General features: G+C 72.2%; 13 protein-coding genes and 1 pseudogene. 6 read left to right on the top strand and 8 right to left on the bottom strand.

Annotated features, from left to right (window positions below):
* Positions 1 to 25 precede the first annotated feature (25 nt).
* The 6 genes and pseudogenes from FVA80_RS14930 to FVA80_RS31940 all read right to left on the bottom strand — a co-directional run bounded on the left by FVA80_RS14930 (position 26) and on the right by FVA80_RS31940 (position 7,267).
* The gene (locus FVA80_RS14930; protein ID WP_147906669.1) at positions 26 to 904 is read right to left on the bottom strand and encodes a hypothetical protein; all 879 of its coding nucleotides are present in this window, start codon (positions 902 to 904) and stop codon (positions 26 to 28) included.
* Entirely contained in the window at positions 904 to 2,745 is a 1,842-nt protein-coding gene (locus tag FVA80_RS14925; protein ID WP_147906670.1) for an ABC transporter ATP-binding protein, read from the bottom strand. The genes FVA80_RS14930 and FVA80_RS14925 overlap by 1 nt, the downstream gene beginning before the upstream one ends.
* Positions 2,742 to 4,094, bottom strand: a complete 1,353-nt coding sequence (locus FVA80_RS14920) for a glycosyltransferase (protein WP_246692403.1) — start codon at positions 4,092 to 4,094, stop codon at positions 2,742 to 2,744. Before FVA80_RS14920 ends, FVA80_RS14925 begins: the two co-directional genes overlap by 4 nt.
* Positions 4,095 to 4,116: 22 nt before the next feature.
* The gene (locus tag FVA80_RS31280) at positions 4,117 to 4,788 is read right to left on the bottom strand and encodes a hypothetical protein (protein WP_246692402.1); all 672 of its coding nucleotides are present in this window, start codon (positions 4,786 to 4,788) and stop codon (positions 4,117 to 4,119) included.
* A 417-nt stretch (positions 4,789 to 5,205) separates the two neighbouring features.
* A pseudogene (locus FVA80_RS31945) lies at positions 5,206 to 5,304 on the bottom strand (hypothetical protein); the annotation flags it as partial.
* Between the two features lie 199 nt (positions 5,305 to 5,503).
* Positions 5,504 to 7,267: a glycosyltransferase gene (locus FVA80_RS31940; protein ID WP_281408716.1), complete on the bottom strand. Its 1,764-nt coding sequence runs from the start codon at positions 7,265 to 7,267 to the stop codon at positions 5,504 to 5,506.
* A gap of 138 nt (positions 7,268 to 7,405) precedes the next feature.
* Between FVA80_RS31940 and FVA80_RS14905 the strand changes: the two genes are divergently transcribed.
* Entirely contained in the window at positions 7,406 to 8,563 is a 1,158-nt protein-coding gene (locus tag FVA80_RS14905) for a glycosyltransferase family 87 protein (RefSeq protein WP_246692401.1), read from the top strand.
* 312 nt (positions 8,564 to 8,875) lie between these two features.
* Positions 8,876 to 9,616: a hypothetical protein gene (locus FVA80_RS14900; protein ID WP_147906674.1), complete on the top strand. Its 741-nt coding sequence runs from the start codon at positions 8,876 to 8,878 to the stop codon at positions 9,614 to 9,616.
* A gap of 456 nt (positions 9,617 to 10,072) precedes the next feature.
* Here FVA80_RS14900 and FVA80_RS14895 read toward each other — a convergent pair whose 3' ends face one another.
* The gene (locus tag FVA80_RS14895; RefSeq protein WP_147906675.1) at positions 10,073 to 10,933 is read right to left on the bottom strand and encodes a carotenoid 1,2-hydratase; all 861 of its coding nucleotides are present in this window, start codon (positions 10,931 to 10,933) and stop codon (positions 10,073 to 10,075) included.
* Positions 10,930 to 12,465: a 1-hydroxycarotenoid 3,4-desaturase CrtD gene (gene crtD, locus FVA80_RS14890; RefSeq protein WP_147906676.1), complete on the bottom strand. Its 1,536-nt coding sequence runs from the start codon at positions 12,463 to 12,465 to the stop codon at positions 10,930 to 10,932. Before crtD ends, FVA80_RS14895 begins: the two co-directional genes overlap by 4 nt.
* 109 nt (positions 12,466 to 12,574) lie before the next feature.
* On the opposite strand from crtD, the gene FVA80_RS14885 reads away from it, so the two are divergent.
* The 4 genes from FVA80_RS14885 to FVA80_RS14870 all read left to right on the top strand — a co-directional run bounded on the left by FVA80_RS14885 (position 12,575) and on the right by FVA80_RS14870 (position 16,635).
* A complete protein-coding gene (locus FVA80_RS14885) occupies positions 12,575 to 13,444 on the top strand; it encodes a polyprenyl synthetase family protein (RefSeq protein ID WP_147906677.1) in 870 nt (289 codons plus the stop codon).
* Between the two features lie 71 nt (positions 13,445 to 13,515).
* On the top strand, positions 13,516 to 14,595 hold the full coding sequence (locus FVA80_RS14880; protein WP_147906678.1) for a methyltransferase: 1,080 nt from the start codon (positions 13,516 to 13,518) through the stop codon (positions 14,593 to 14,595).
* A 100-nt stretch (positions 14,596 to 14,695) separates the two neighbouring features.
* Positions 14,696 to 15,634: a chlorophyll synthesis pathway protein BchC gene (gene bchC, locus FVA80_RS14875; RefSeq protein WP_147906679.1), complete on the top strand. Its 939-nt coding sequence runs from the start codon at positions 14,696 to 14,698 to the stop codon at positions 15,632 to 15,634.
* Positions 15,631 to 16,635 (top strand): chlorophyllide a reductase iron protein subunit X, encoded by a 1,005-nt coding sequence (locus FVA80_RS14870; protein ID WP_147906680.1) that lies wholly within the window; start codon positions 15,631 to 15,633, stop codon positions 16,633 to 16,635. Before bchC ends, FVA80_RS14870 begins: the two co-directional genes overlap by 4 nt.
* Position 16,636 lies beyond the last annotated feature (1 nt).

Genomic DNA, 16,636 nt, shown 5'->3' with positions numbered 1-16,636 from the left:
AGGCCCCCGCGGGTCTCGAAAGCGCTCACAACCCGCCCCCCGCCACCGGATGCAGCGCCACGTAGGTCAGCCGCGCCGGCGAGTACCCCGTGGCCCGGTGCAGGTCGTCGAAGGCATGCGCGCGGGCGATCAGCCGGCCGGCCTTGCGCACCAGCGGATCGTTGGCCGGCTGCTCGAACGGGCGGCCGTTGCGGGTCCAGCGGATCGGCTCGGAGCCGGGGTCCGGGCTGGTGATCATCGCGATGGTCGGGTGCGCGGGGCCGCCATGAGCGTGGATCCGGTGGCCGGCGGCGTCGTCGTCGAACAACAGCCGGGTCAGGCCGCGGGATTGCGCCTCCACGACCCGGCGTCCCTGGGCGACGTGGTCGTCGAAGAACGCCACCGTGACGGCGGGATCGATGCCGGACCAGTCCACCGTGGACCAGTCGGCGGTGCTGTAGCGTGCCTGCGGATCGCGGTACTGCAGCCCGGACAGGTTCGGGTCGTGACAGAAGATCCGGGCACCGGGCCGCGCCATGCGGATGACCCAGGTGGTGAGCCCGCGGAACACCCCGGATTCGATGACGACATCCGGCTTCAGCGCCCGCATCGCCACGTAGAGCTGGAGCGCGCCGTTGAAGCCGCTGCCGCCCCGGCGCTGCCGGACGGGGGCGGTGGGGATCAGGCACCAGAACTCCCGGACCCAGTCCAGGAGATCGCCGTCCGACGCGAGGCCGGCGGCGGAAAAATCCCGCTCCAGGATCGCGGCGGCCGATTCGAGCAGGATCGTCACCTCGCGCGGCGAGGTCGGGCGGTGGCTCCAGTCGGGAGCGGCCGGGACGAGGTCGTAGCCGAGGCGGTCGAACAGGGGCGACAGCACCTTGCGGCGCAGCCGTTCGAGCATCACGGGCGGGCGGCCCTGCATCACGCGGCCTCCGCGTCCTGGGCGGCGCCGAACCGGACCCGGTGGCCTGCCTCGATCACCCGCATCGCGCCGGCCTCGTCGGGGCCGAGCCGGTAGGGTTCCGCCCAGCGGGTCGGGTCGTTCTGGTCGCCGGTGATCGCGGCGAAGTCGAGCGGGCGGTCGAGGCTCGGGTCGGGCACGGCGGCGAGCAGCGCCCGGGTGTAGGGATGGACCGGGCGGCGGAACAGGGCGGCGCGGGGCGCCTCCTCGACGATCCGGCCCCGGCACATCACGCTGATCGTATCCGCCATGTAGTCGATCACTGCCAGGTTGTGGGAGACGATCAGGTAGGACAGCCCGAGGGCCGCTTGCAAATCCTTGAGCAGGTTCAGGATCTGCGCCTGCACCGAGACGTCCAGCGCCGAGACCGGCTCGTCCAGCACCAGAAGGCTCGGCCGCGGCGCCAGGGCGCGGGCGATGCCGATCCGCTGGCGCTGCCCGCCCGAGAAGGCGTGCGGGTAGCGGCCCAGGCCGCTGGCCTCCAGGCCGACCATCGCCATCAGCTCCCGGCAGCGCGCGCGCCGCTCGGCGGCGGGCACGCCGTGGATCTCCATGGGCTCGGACAGGATCTGCCGCACGGTCATCCGCGGATCGAGCGACGCGTAGGGATCCTGGAACACGAACTGGACCGTGCGCCGGTAGGCGAACAGCGCGTCGCCGGACAGGGCATGGACGTCCCGCGGACCACCCCCGTCATCGAACAGGATCTTGCCGGAATCGGGCGGCAGCGCCCGCATGATCATCTTCGAGACCGTGGTCTTGCCGGACCCGGATTCACCGACCAGCCCCAGGGTCTCGCCGGCCGCGAGACACAGCGACACGTCGGAGACGGCGCGGACGATCCGGGGCTTCTGCCACAGGCGTCCGGCCCGCAGGGTGAAGCTCTTGCTGACGCCCTCGACCCGCAGTAGCGGCCCGGCGGGCTTCACCGGCGTCCGCACCGGCGGGATCTCGGCGCGTGCCGGGCGGATCGGGGTCAGGCGCTCGCCCGGCGCCATGTCGAACCGCGGCACGGCTTGGAGCAGCGCGCGAAGGTAGGCGTGACCGGGGTTGCGCATCACGGTCTCGCGCGGGCCGGCCTCGACCAGGCGGCCGCGGTACAGCACGGCGACGTCGTGGGCGATGTTGGCGACCACCCCGAGATCGTGGGTGATCAGCAGGATCGCCATGCCGGTCTCGTCCTGGAGCCGGGCGAGCAGGGCGAGGATCTGCGCCTGAGTGGTGACGTCGAGCGCCGTGGTCGGCTCGTCGGCGACCAGGAGGGCGGGCTTGAGGATCAGCGCCATGGCGATCATGGCGCGCTGGCGGAGGCCGCCGGACAGCTCGAACGGGTAGGTCCTCAAGGCGCGCTTCGGGTCCGGAAAGCCGACCCGGGCCAGGGCTTCCTGCGTGCGCGCATCGGCCTCCCGGCGGTCCGCACCGGTGTGGATGCGCAGGGCCTCGCCGATCTGGTCGCCGATCGTGTGGAGCGGCGACAGGCAGGTCATCGGCTCCTGGAAGATCATGGCGATCCGCTGCCCGCGGATCGCCCGCATCGCCGAGCCCTCGGTGTCCAGCCGGGCGATGTCGATCTCCGCCGGCCCGTCGCGGAACAGGATCTGTCCGCCGGTGATCGCCGCCGATCTCGGCAGGATGCCCATGATCGCCTGGGCGGTCACCGACTTGCCCGAGCCGGATTCGCCGACCAGCGCGAGGGTGCGCCCCCGCATCACGTCGAGCGACAGGCCGTGCAGCGCCGCGAACGGTCCCGTCTCCGTGCGGAAGGTGACCGCGAGGTCGCGGATGGACAACAGCGGGCTCAACCTGTCCTCGCAGCGGGTGAGACCGGAAGATTAGATGCCGCAGCGCCGGTTTCCACCATGGCACCGGAAAATAGGCTTTCGGGATCGAGACATGTCACGGCCGGATGGTCGCGGAGGACCGCGAGCAGGTCGGCCACGAAGGCCCAGATCGCCGCGTCGTGGACGCGGTGGTGGGTGAGCAGGCCGACCGGGCGGGACGGATCGCGGGTGATGCCGGCGGCGAGGTCGTGCAGCAGCGTGTCGGGGTCGCGCACCGAGCGGGTGCCGCGCCAATCGATGGGGTCGAGGGTGGCGTCGGCCCGGACGAGCCCCGGGATCGCCGGTCCGGGCACCGCCGATAGCCCGCGATAGCCGAGTCCCGGCAGGGCGGCGGCCAGGTCCGGGGCGAACCGGTTCCAGGGCGGCACGAAGACCGGCAGCAGCTGCGCCTCGGCCAGGCGCGCGCGGGCTATCCGCAACCCGGCCGCGGCATCCGCCACGAGCGCGTCGAGCGGACGGTGCGGGCCGAACTCGGCGGCCTTCTCACCCGGCGGGGCGTGATCGTGGTGGGCCAGTCCGTGCACGGCGACGCTCACGGACTTTGCCACGGCGAGCCGTTCTCCGAGGGACGGCTCGATGCCACTCGGGATCGCGGCGAGCAGGAGCGGCACGCCGTGCGCTTCGGCGAGGGCGATCAGCCGGTCCAGGGCAGGGGACGCCGCCACGGCATCGTCGTCCCGCCACCAGAACCGCACACCCCGGCCGCCTGCCGCGGCTTCGTCGAGGGCGTTTCGGAGGGCGACGAAGCCCAACCGGGCGCTCTCCCTCCCCCCATTGCGGGCTACGACGTTCAAACCTCGGCTCTCAAAGGGCGCGACGAAACCCTCCTCCCGTGCGGGAGGGGGGACCGGCGCCTGACCGAGCACCTCCGGCCGCCCGTGGAGCCTGAACAAATCTTCGACGATCGCGACCGTCCGCGCCGCCCCGCCGAGATCGATCCCGTGCGGCCCCGGCGGCGTGGCTCGGAGCTTTGCGTCCACCGCGTGCAGGAGCGATTCCGCGGTCAACTCGGACTCCGGCAGGACCCGGCCCAGCCCGCGCCCTGCCAGGCATTCCGCGCGCAGCCGCTGCTCGGTCTCGCCGCCGGCCTCGAACGGCACCAGCACCGCCGGGGTCGCGGTCGCCAGGAGGTCGAGGGCGGTGTTGTAGCCGCACTGGCTCACCGACAGGGCCGACCCGGCGAGCAGGCTCCGGTAATCGGGCCGGGCGCGCCCGATCGTGCCCTCGGGCAAGCCATGGGCGATCGCGGCGAGTTCGGGGTCCGGCACGCCGTTGCCCGCCAGGATCCGCCAGCCGAGCGACGGGCGCATCGGGCCGCGGCAACCGCGGCGCTCAACAGCCCGAAGACCCAGCCGGCCCGGACCCGGCCGCCACCAGCACGCCGGTGCGCGTCGCCGCCGGGACGGTTCGGGAGCCGTCATCGACGTAGCCCGTGTAGCGGATCTTGCCCGCGGTTCCGGCATCGAGCGGCCAGGAGGCGTCGAGCGGCACGATCGCCGGGTCGCCGTGGACCAGCACGGCATCGTAGAGCCGCGCGACCCTTTCATGCGCCTCGGCGATCCGTTCCGGCTTGGCGGAGGCGACCAGGATGTCGCGCAGGGAGGCCAGCACCCGTGGGCGCGGCCGAGGCGCCTGCGCCGCCTCGACCAGAGCCAGGAACTCGGCGGCGAGCGCCCGGCGGCCGAACGGGAACAGCTCGGTGATGACCGCGTCGGGGGCGAAATCCGCCAGCGCGTCCAGCATCAGGGCGCGGCGGCGCGCGAACAGGGCTGGATCGGCCGGGCTGCCGTCCGGTCCCAGGGGCCGGGCGAAGTCGGTGCCGGCGACGCGGAGCGGCGGCAGCTGCACCAGGCGGACATCGCTGAGCCGCACCATCGGGGCCGGGACGCCGCCCGAGACCAGCAGCGCGTCGTGGCCGGAGGCCACGAAGGCGCGCCCCAGCGCGGCGGCGCGGGTGAGATGCCCGGCGCCGAGGAGATGCGTGACCGCGATCAGGACCCGCACGCGGCCATATCCGGTTCGCGGACCTTCACCGGCGCGGCGAGGCCCGCGGAGGTGCACAGGGCCTCCGCGATCAGGTCGATGGCGGCGTCTTCGGAGAGTCCTGAACCAGCCCGGGCGGCGACGCCGAGCCAGAGCCGCAGGGCCGGGTCGGCGGAAAGCCGCGCCAGGGCCGCCGACAGCGCCGCCGGGTCGCCCGGGGACCAGGACGGCGTGGCTGCCGTCGGTCAGAAATTCCGCGCGTGCCCGCGAAGGCGGTGGCCAGGATCGGCAGCGCCTGGCTCGCGGCCTCCACCAGCACGTTCGGCAGCCCGTCCCGGTGCCGCCGGGGGCGAGCGGTCTGGCACGAACAGGTCGGCCGCGCATCGCCGCGATCACGGCGGGCTGCGCCTGGGCGCCCCGGAAGGTGACTCTGTCCGGGAGCCCGAGCGCGCGGATCCGGGCTTCGAGCGCGCCACGCAGGTCGCCGCCGCCGATCAGGTCGAGGTGCCAGTGCAGGCCCGGGGGCAGGGCCGCCAGCGCGTCGATCAGGTCGTCGTGGCCCTTCTTGGCGACCAGCCGGCCGACGCTGAGCAGCCCCAGGGTGCCGCCAGGTCGGTCCCGTCGCGGGGCTCCCCGCGCCGGCGGCGGGGCGGAAAGCGCGGCGAGGCCGTGATAGGCCAGCCGCGTCCGGCCCGGCGCCAGCGCGTCGAGGCGGCGAGCCCGTCGCGGGTGCAGGTCACCCCAGGCCGCGTCGGAGGTTTTCGGTGAGGTCCCAGGCCGGCGTGGTCCAGATGTCCTTGGCGTGGGCGGAGAAGCTCCAGCGCCGCCCGGTCAGCAGCGCGGCGTAGCGGGCGACGCTCGCCGGCGTGTGCAGGAAGTGCACGTGGATGTGGCCGACCTCGGCCGGCAGCTCCCGCGCGAGAACCAGCGCCTGCCCGAGCCGGCGCAGGCGCGAGGCCGATGGGTCGCGGACAAGGTCCCGGGCGAACAGGGCGAGCAGGGCCGGGAGGCGCCGCCGCGTCAGGGCCGAGCCGAGACCGCGCAACACCCGCAGGGGCGCGTCGCGCAGATATTCGGGCAGGTAGGTGGCCGGCGCCCGGATTGCCGCGTGCATCGGGTGGCGGGCCCGGTCGGTGGGCCGGCGCAGGGACCAGATCTCCAGGGACAGGCCACGCCGCTCCAGTGCCAGCAGCTCCTGGGCGATAAAGGTCTCGGAGAGCCGCGGGTAGCCCTTGAGCACCACCGCGATGCGCGTCTCGGTCACGAATAGGCCCGCGCGCGGGTCGCAGCGCCTGGCGCGGCCAGGGCCCGGACCCGGCGCGCGACCGCGTCGAGCCCGTCGAGCAGGCCCGGACCCAGCCCCGCGACGGCTCGCTCTGGTCCCGGCAGAGCGCGAACGCGGCGGCCATCCGCTCAGGGGCGCGGCCGTGGCCTCCAGCAGGACCCGGGCGGAGCCGAGCTGCTCGGCCGCCAGCGCGCGGATCGCCTGCTCCCGGCGAGGCTCGGTCCGGGGCACCAGGATCGCCCGCAGGTCGAAGGACAGGATCTCGCAGAAGGTGTTGTAGCCGCCCATCGCGACGACCCCGGCGGCCTTGCGCATCAGGAACTCGATCTGGCTGTCGAAGGTGATCGCCGCGATCCGGCCCCCGAGCCGGTCGATACGGGCCGTGAAGCCGTCCCGGGTGGAATCGTCGAGGAACGGACCGAACGCGATCAGCGAGGGCAGGGGGATGCCGGGATCGGCCTCGTAGGCCGCGATCACCCAGTCGATCAGCGCCGCGCCGTCGCCGCCGCCGCCGGGCGTGACCAGCACGAACGGCGCGCGGGCGACGGCCGGCTCCTCGCGGCCGGCCTGCATCGCAGGGACCTCCCGGCGGAGATAGCCGGTATAGATCAGCCGTTCGGCGATCCGCGCGGCCATCTCGGGGTCCATCGGCAGGGCCGCCAAGGGCTCGTGGATCCGGCTGAGGCCGTAGACCCAGATCTCGTCGTAGAACCGGGCCATGATCTCGGCGGCGCCCTTGCGCTCCCATTCGGGCACGAGGCGGTCGGCGTCGTCGAGCACGTCGCGCAGGCCGAGCACCAGGCGCGTGCCCCGGCCCGCGGCGCGCTCCAGCACCGGCATCAGTTCGCCGTGGAAGCCCGCGGGTTCCTTGTCCACCAGGATCAGGTCCGGCTCGAAGCTCGCGTCGGTCCGGCCGATGATCGCGGTGCGCTGCGCCACGGTGCTGGCGAGCGGCGTGGTGCCGTCGAGGCTCGCGTATCCGCCGTCGGAGAACTTCGTCACCGGGGGCAGCCGCACGGTGTAGACGCCGGGCGCGAACGCGTAGCAATCCACCACCGGGGAGCCTGAGATGATCATGGCCCGCGCACCGGGGCTGCTGGCCACGATGGCGTTGGCGATCGCCCGCGAGCGCCGCAGGTGGCCGAGCCCGAACGTGTCGTGGCTGTAGATCAGGATCCGGGGGGCGGGGGAGGCCTCGTCCGCTCGCATCGTCATCGCCGCCCCCGTTGACGGCGCGAATGTCGCAGCCGCGCTCGTCTCGCACAAGCCGCCGCGTTCGGCAAACCCCGCCGTTAACGGCGCCGGAACCGCCGTCGCCTAGAAGTGGCGGCCAGCACTCTGCCGAAGGTCGCCATGTCCGCGCCCATCCCGATCGAGGCGCCGGCGTCACGGTTCGCGGCGCTCCGGGCCGATCTCAAGGACCTCGTCGGCAGCGACGCGCGGCTCCTCGCCTTCGCCCAGCGGGCCGCCTGGGTGCTGGTGCCGCTGACGCTCCTCATCGTCGCGGTCGTGTTCGGCACCGGCCCGGAGCCGCGCCGCAACTGGTACGGCGACATGCTGGGCAACGATTTCAGCCAGATCTGGGTGGCCGGCCGGTCGGCGCTCGAGGGGCGGGGCGGCGAGCCCTACGATCTCCCGGTCCATCTTGAGAACCTCAAGGCCGCGTTCGGGCCGGATTGCCGGTACGCGTGGCACTACCCGCCGGTGTTCCTGATTCCCGCCGCCGCCTTCGCGACGCTGGAGCCGCAGCCGGCGTTCTGGCTCTGGACCGCCCTGTCGCTGGCGGTCTTCGCCGGGGCGATGCGGTTCGCCGCCGGCCGGCGCGACGCCGCCTGGATCGCGCTCGCCCATCCGCTGGTGTTCTGCAACCTCACCTACGGACAGAACGGCCTGTTCACGGCCTCGCTCATGACCGTCGGGGCCGTGCTGGTCGACCGCCGCCCCTGGCTCGCGGGCCTGTGCTTCGGCCTGCTGGCCTACAAGCCGCACTTCGCCGCCCTGGCGCCGCTGCTGCTGCTGATCACCGGCCGCGGCACCTGCCTGGCCGCCTGCCTGGGCACGGTACTGGCCCTGTGCCTGACCGCTTTGGCCCTGTTCGGCGCCGCGCCCTGGATCGGTTTCCTGGGGACCCTGTCGGAAACCAACCGCATCATCCTCCAGCAGGCGGCGGCCGGGCTCGAACTCAACGCCAGCGCGTTCGGGGCCGTCCGGCTGCTGGGCGGCCCGATCGCCGCCGCCTGGGCCCTGCAGGCGCTCGTCGCCACCCTGGCGCTCGCCCTCGCGATCCGCGCCTGGACGCTGCCGGCCACGCCCCGACCTCCGGGCCGCCGCCCTGCTCGCCGCCGCGCCGCTGCTCGCCCTACCTGCCGGTCTACGACCTCGTCCCGCTGGTCCCGGCGACGCTGCTGCTGGTGCTGGCCGCGCACCGCGCCGGCGGCCTGCGCCGCCACGAGCGCGCGCTCCTGCTGGCGACACCGCTGTTCGCGCTCCTGCGCGAATGCGCCGGGCTGACGGGATTCCCGCTCGGGCTCGCGCTGGGCCTTGCGACCCTGGCCTGCATCGCCGAACGGATCCGCCCGTGGGGATACCCGGGCGGACGGGGACGTGCCCTGGCCTGAGCGGACCGCCGTCAGCACCCGCGCCGTGACCCCGCGCTTGACAGCGACGCGACGTCGTGGCCGGATGTCTTGCGTTACAGAAACAAAGTCGAACGAAGTCCAAAATTTATCGAAGTCAAAGTTTCGACGGATTCGAGTTTATTTCAGCTCATCGATTTTCGGATCGGACTATTGATCTTGCGCTGAGCTCATAGGGCGAATCGCTATGTTCTCAGCCTTCTTTCGATCCGTAGCCAGTTCTTACCACTCCCACGCGGGGGCGGCGAAATCCGCCACGCCGACCAGCTCGGATCGATACGCCAGGGCGACAGCCACGCGTGCGTCCACCGCGGGGAACGCGGGCCAGACATCCGCCTCACAGGTCGCCGTCGACGCCCGGAAATTCCTGGATGCCGGCTATCTGAAACTTGGCAAGGTCGCCGATGCCGGCACCTCGGACCAGGATTGGCACGGCGCGATCCGCATCCAGGTTCTCGACCGCCGGGCCCTCTACGCCATCGCCACCGATCACGGCGGCCTATTCTCCGCCACGGAGGCGAAGGCGGCCAAAGACGAGGTAACGTCGATCGAGGCGCGTGCGTCCAAGGCTGCCAATCCCCGCGGTACCGATCAAATGGCTGCCGCCAGGGCGACGGTCACCGTCCTGGACGGAGCCGGCCCGGAGGAGATGGCCTCCCTCGACTGGGCGCAGAAGCGCGCTGCGGCGCATGTCCGGTATCAGGGCCTCGCGACGGCGCTGCACACGGGCCGCGCGGCGTCAGGCGTCGAGACCGGCAATCCCGTGGTCGATCACTTCGTCAAAGCCTGGGGCGAGTTCGAGAAGGCGAAGGCCTACGCACACGACGGCGCATCGGTCCATGTCGAGGACATGCCGTCCTGGTCGAAGGGCATCTCGCTCTGGACAAGCCTCCACGCGCCGCAGGCGAAGGCTTTGGGTCGGTTGTAGCGGGGGAACAACCGGCGAGACGGGTCGACCGTGCGGTTCTCATCGATGGGCCGGTCCAACGGAGAGAGATTCCGACCCTCTCCCGCAACCCTATAGGTTCGAGATTCTTACGGACGACGCGGCGCTCCCCGCAAGGTCCGTCCGGGGGCGAGCCGGGAGGGCACGTCCCCCGACGGTTCAGGGTCGATGCCGGAACGCGACGTAGCCGCTCTCCCATACGGGCTCCGGGACATACAGGTCGGACGACGCATCTCCCGAGGATCGATACCTGATACGGAATAACCCAGACCGTCATTCCACCTCGCCGCAGGCGAGCCCGGAATCCAGAATCACCTTTTGTGTAAGGGCTTGGCGCGTCGACGGTTCTGAGTCCCGGGCTTCGTTTGGCGGCTTCGGGATGACGTGCCCGTCGAGCCGGCGCCGATCCAGATCCGACGCCGTCCGATCCGGAAAACGTCACCCCTCATGCGGACGGGGCATCCGGAACGGCAGCATCAGCCGCACCAGCGGGTTGCGGAAGCGGTCGAGGGAGAGGCTCTCGTGCACCGCCCGCACGGGCTCGCCGCCGAGCGTGGAGGCCAGCAGGGAGCGGGAATAGAACGGCGTGTCCTCGAAGGTGGTGAGCACCCGGGACCGGCCGTCGTCGCTGCGGGTGTCCCGGGGCATCCGCCAGAACCCGGTAGCCGGAAGCGCCGCGGCGAGCGGCGGGCGGATCTCGCGGCGGCTGCCGTCATGGTCGAAGCGCAGCGACAGGTTCTGGCCGCCGCCGCCGCGGTGGCGCACGTCGTACAGGATCGCCGCCCCGTCCGGCAGGTCGGCCCGGCACCAGGTCCAGCGGGTGAAGGCCGATTCCAGGGGCTCGTCGCCATCGTTGGTGTCGAAATAGCCGCTGCCGGTCCAGCGCAGGCCCGGCCGGTCGAAGGCGACCTCGACCCGCGAGGACGGTGCCATCGGCCACCAGCGGTGGCGCCCGCCCGGATCGAGGTGGAACGGCCCGGGGGTGAAGCCCCGCGGCTCCAGGCGCACCGTGCCGCGGATGCGATGGGGCAGGGGAGCGCCGCGTTCGTCGATCCGGACCGTCAGGGCCGTGCCGTCCCATTCCATCGCGCTGGGGCCGATGGCGATGTGGTGGCGGCTGCGCGACAGGCTCCCGGCGCCGCGCTCGGTCATGGCGAAGCGGCTGCGGTCGCCGTACAGCACCACGTTCATGGCGCAATGCGCGAACGGGTTCTTGTCGGCACTCCAGGCGTAGTAGGGCGAGAACACGCTGCCGATGAACGCGATGATCGTCAGCCCCTGGCGGCCGTCGTCGCTCACCGCATCGACGTACCACCACGCGTAGCCGTTTTGCGTGACCGGGCCGTCGAATCGCGGTCCTGCAGGATCGCCGCCGCCGCCAGCCGGCCCGATTGCGCCGCCATCGGCACGCCCGGGCCGGGATGGATCGTGCCCCCCGCGAGGTACAGGCCCGGCAACGCCGTCCGGGCGCCCGCCCGCTTGAAGGTCGAGGCCCAGCCCTGCGGCGCCCGGCCGTAGAGCGCCCCCGCGCTCCCGGGAAACCGGCTCTCGAACCCGGCCGGGCTCGTCACCACCGGGGGCAGGGTGTCCGCGAAGGTCAGCCCGCAGGCCTCCAGCCGGCGGTTCAGATTCGTCTCGCATCGGGCGATCTCCGAGGGCGTCAGCGGGCGCTCGCGGCCGTCCGCCGGAGCGTTGACGAGCATCAGCAGGCGTTCCGGCCCGGCGGGCGCGGCGCCCGCCTCGGTCCGGTCCTGCGCGCAGATGTAGATGGTCGGGTCGTCGGGCAGGCGGCGCTGCCGCAGGATCGTGTCGAACTCGGCCCGGTAGTCGTCCGAGAAGAACACGTTGTGGTGGGCCAGCGGAAATCCCCGCGGGACCGCGGCCCGGCACAGGGTGACGGCGGAGAGCGAGCGCTCGGCCGGCGCCAGCCGCTCGCCCATCGGCGCGGCTTCCGGGCCGAACAGCCCGGCGCCGAGCGCCGCCGCGTCGGCGTTGCAGACGATGGTGTCCGCCGGGATCCGCTCGCCGTCGGACAGGACCACGCCGGAGACCCGGCCCCCCTCGGTGAGGATCCGGTCCACATGCGCGCCGAATCGGAACGAGGCGCCGCGCTGCGCGGCGAGGTCCGCCACCGCCCCGGCGAGCGCGCTCATGCCGCCGGCCACGGTCCAGACCCCCGCCTGCTCGACATGCGCCACCAGCATCAGGGTCGCGGGCGCGGTGAACGGCGAGGCACCGCAATAGGTGGCGTAGCGCCCGAACAGCTGCAGCATCCGCGGATCGCGGAAGAACGTCCCCAGCGCCGACCACAGCGTCGCGAACGGCTGGATCCGCCAGAGGTCGCCGAGACCCGAGATCCCGACCCTCTGCGCCAGGCCGGTCGGGCTGGTCCGGCCCTCGCGGATGAACGGCCCCTCCAGGGTCCGGTAGACCTCGGCCGAGCGGGCACAGAACCGGCGGTAGCCGTCGGCCTCCCGGGGGCCGGCGAACTCGGCGATCGCCGCCGCCGAGGCGTCCGGATCGGCGAACAGGTCTAGACGCGCGGTTCGCGACCAGGCGTGCCGAGCGAGGAGATGCGCGGGCGTTAACTGCGCGTAGTCCGCGAAGTCTGCGCCGGCTTCGGCGAACAGTTCTTCGAAGATCCACCGCATCGTGAACACGGTCGGACCGGTTTCCACGAAGAGTGGGCCCACTGGAACGTTGGCCATCTTGCCGCCGGGCCGTGCGGCGCGCTCAACCACCGTTACCGATAGGCCGGCATGCGCCAACCGTAAGGCGGCGGCCAGACCGCCGATCCCGGCCCCGATCACGACGACGCGTTCCTGCGCCACGTTCACCCTCGCGCTTACGCCACCGATTGGGATTGATCTCGGGTCATCGCAGTGTCAATAAGAAATGACACTTGTCGCTGACAACCGATCATAACACGGGAGGCGCGCCATGGAGTCGGGTCGGCGGATCGAACAGGCGCTGGATCGCGCCGTGGCTTATGCCGAGGCGCCGGGTGCGCCGCCCCTGTTGGCCGAGGCGTTGCGCTACGCCGTCTTTCCCGGTGGACACCGCATCCGGCCCCGCCTGTGCCTGTCGGTGGCCCGTGCCTGCGGCGACGACGATCCGTCCGCCTCGGAGGCCGCCGCCGCGGCGATCGAGCTGCTGCACTGCGCCTCGCTGGTCCACGACGACCTGCCCTGCTTCGACGACGCCCCCCTGCGCCGGCAGAAAGCCACCGTCCACATCGCCTTCGGCGAGCCGGTCGCGGTGCTGGCCGGCGATGCCCTGATCGTGCTCGCCTTCGAGACCCTGGCCCGGGCCGCCGGCCCCTATCCGGTGCGGCTCGCCCGCCTCGTCGGCCTCCTGGGGCGCGCCGCCGGCTCTCCCAGCGGCATCGCGGCCGGTCAGGCCTGGGAATCCGAAGCGCATATCAGCCTGAGCGACTACCAGCAGGCCAAGACCGGTGCCCTGTTCGCCGCCGCCACCGTGCTGGGCGCCGCCGCCGCGGGGGCCGATCCGGAACCCTGGCGGCGCCTCGGCGAATGCCTGGGCGAGGCCTACCAGGTCGCCGACGACCTGCGCGACGTCGCCTGCCGCCAGGAGGAGATCGGCAAGCCCGCCGGCCGCGACGCCACCCTCGGCCGTCCCAACGCCGCCGCCCTGCTGGGGACCGACGGCGCCTTGGACCGCCTGTCCCGGCTCACCCGGGAAGCGGTGGCGGCGATCCCGGCCTGCCCGGGCGTGGCCCAACTCACCGCCGAGATCGAGGCGCAGGCGCGGCTGTTCTTGCCCGCGAGCCTGCGCGCGGTGGCGGCCTGACCGCCGGCTCGGTCCCGCGCCCCGGCGCAGCCTTGGCGGCTGCGCCCACGCTCCGAGACCGCTGGCTCGGCATGCGCAACCGCTTGGTGGCGAGCCCACGCTTCCAACGCTGGGCAGCGGGCTTCCCGCTGACCCGGGGCATCGCCCGGAAGAACACACGGGCGCTGTTCGATCTCTGCGCCGGCTTCGTCTACGCCCAGGTGCTGACGGCCTGCGTCCGCCTCGACCTGTTCCGGATCCTGGCCGAGGGACCGCTGGCCCTCGACGTGCTGGCGCTCCGCCTCGATCTCCCGGTCGAGAACGCGCGTCGCCTGCTGCGCGCCGCCGTCTCCCTCGACCTCGTCCGGGCGCTCCCCGACGGGCGCTTCGGCCTCGCCGATCTCGGCGCCGCCCTGACCGGTAATCCCGGTATCGCCGCGATGATCGAGCACCACGCGCTGCTCTACGCCGACCTCGCGGATCCGGTAGCGCTCCTGCGTGGGACGGCGGAGCCGACGAAGCTTGCGCGCTATTGGCCCTACGCCGCCGGCAAGGCCGCCGACGCCGACGCGGTGGCGCCCTATGGCGGTCTGATGGGCTCCTCGCAGGCGCTGATCGCCGACGACGTGCTCGATGCCTGCGATCTGTCCGGGAGCCGGCACCTGATGGATGTCGGCGGCGGCGAGGGCGCTTTCCTGCAGGCCGTCGCGACCCGGCACCCCGGCCTGGCCCTGACCCTGTTCGACCTTCCGGCGGTGTCCAGCCGCGCCTACGATCGGCTCGCGCAGGCGGGCCTGGCCGAGCGGATCGCCTGCCGCGGCGGTAGCTTCCACGACGGCCTACCGTTGGGTGCCGACACGATCTCCCTGGTGCGGATCGTCCACGATCACGACGATGGCCCGGCCCTGGCGCTCCTCGCCGCGGCGCATGCGGCGCTTCCCCCCGGCGGGACCCTGATCCTGGCCGAGCCCATGGCCGGCACGCCCGGCGCCGAACCGGTAGGCGACGCGTATTTCGGCTTCTACCTCCTCGCCATGGGCTCGGGGCGGCCGCGCCGGGCCGAGGAACTCCGGGCGATGCTACGCACGGCTGGTTTCACGAGCTCACGGGAACTTCGGACGCGCCGTCCGCTGCTCACCCGCTTGATCGTCGGGCAGAAAGACGCGCGTTAAAGTAAGAATGACTTGACGCAGCAATGTGTCTATCTAGGATGACACATCGCGGTTCCGCATAAGCGAGAGTCGCACAAACAGCGGGCGGAATATTCCAGTTATGGACGCTCTCGCCGTGATCCTCGAACGTCCGGAGCGCTTGGCGGTCTCTCGCCTGCCCTTGACACCCGCCGGAGCGGCGGACGCGATCATCGCGGTTAGCTGGAGCGGCATCAGCACCGGTACCGAGCGCCTCCTGTGGTCGGGCCGCATGCCGCCGTTCCCCGGCATGGGCTACCCGCTGGTTCCGGGCTACGAGTCTGTCGGTACGGTGGTCGAAGCCGCCGCCGACGCGCCAGTCCGGGTCGGCCAAACCGTCTTCGTTCCGGGTGCCCGCTGCTTCGGCGCCGTCCGCGGCCTGTTCGGTGGCGCCGCCTCCCATCTCGTGGCCCCCGCCTCTCGTCTCGTGACGGTGGATCCGGCTTTGGGTGACCGGGCCTGCCTGATCGCGCTCGCCGCTACGGCCTACCGGGCGCTCGGCGGCCTCGTCGCCGGAGCCACACCGCTGATCGTCGGGCACGGCGTGCTCGGGCGGCTGCTGGCTCGCCTCACCGTCGCCGCCGGCGCGGAGCCGACCGTCTGGGAGATGGACCCGACGCGGCGGGACGGTGCCGCCGGCTACGCGGTTCTGGCGCCGGACGAGGATGCCCGGCGCGACTACGCTGTGATCACCGATGTCAGCGGTGACGCATCCGGCCTCGACGGGCTGATCGCCCGCCTCGCCCCCGGCGGCGAGATCGTGCTTGCCGGATTCTACGAGGCGCCGCTGTCCTTCGCGTTCCCGCCCGCTTTCATGCGGGAAGCACGGATCCGGATCTCGGCGGAGTTCCGCCCCGACGATCTCGCCTCGGTGACGGCGCTGATCGAGAGCGGCCGACTGTCCCTCGATGGGCTGATCACCCACCGCGCCCCGGCGGCCAAAGCCCAGGACGCCTACCGCACCGCCTTCGCCGATCCCGCCTGCCTCAAGATGATTCTCGACTGGAGGGACGCCGCGTGAACGTTCAGCTCAACAAGGCCGCCCTCGACCAGGCCACCCAACTCCGCGCCGAGGCGGCGATCGAGCCGGATGCGGTCTCCACCGCGCCGGTGAAGAAAGAGACGCAGATCATCGCGATCTACGGCAAGGGCGGGATTGGCAAGTCGTTCACCCTGGCCAACCTCAGCTACATGATGGCCAAGCAGGGCAAGAAGGTCCTGCTGATCGGCTGCGACCCGAAGAGCGACACCACCTCCCTGCTGTTCGGCGGCAAGGCCTGCCCGACCATCATCGAGACCTCGACGCGTAAGAAGCTGGCCGGCGAGCCGGTCGCTATCGGCGATGTCTGCTTCAAGCGCGACGGCGTCTACGCCATGGAACTCGGCGGCCCCGAGGTCGGGCGCGGCTGCGGTGGCCGGGGCATCATCCACGGCTTCGAACTGCTGGAGAAGCTCGGGTTCCACGAATGGGGCTTCGACTTCGTCCTGCTCGACTTCCTGGGCGACGTCGTCTGTGGCGGCTTCGGCCTGCCGATCGCCCGGGACATGTGCCAGAAGGTGATCGTCGTCGGCTCGAACGATCTGCAATCGCTCTACGTCGCCAACAACGTCTGCTCGGCCGTCGAGTATTTCCGCAAGCTCGGCGGCAATGTCGGCGTCGGCGGTCTGGTGATCAACAAGGACGACGGCACCGGCGAGGCCCAAGCCTTCGCGGACGCCGCCGGCATCCCGGTCCTGGCCTCGATCCCGGCCGACGACGACATCCGCCGCAAGAGCGCGAATTACGAGATCATCGGCCGGCCGGAAAGCCGCTGGGGCAACCTGTTCTCGGACCTGGCCGCCAACGTCGCGACGGCGGCGCCGCACCGGCCGACTCCGCTCACGCAGGATGGGCTGCTTGGCCTGTTCTCGAGCGACGTGACCGGCCGCGACGTGGTCCTGGTCCCGGCGACCCATGAGGACATGTGCGGCGTCGCCCACGTGACCAAGCCGTCCCTCGAAGTCGTCTACGACGAGGTCTAGG

It is taken from the genome of Methylobacterium sp. WL1, from assembly GCF_008000895.1.
Classification (GTDB): domain Bacteria; phylum Pseudomonadota; class Alphaproteobacteria; order Rhizobiales; family Beijerinckiaceae; genus Methylobacterium.
Note: the sequence above shows the minus strand (reverse complement) of the source record. Positions and strands in the feature narration are given on the sequence as shown.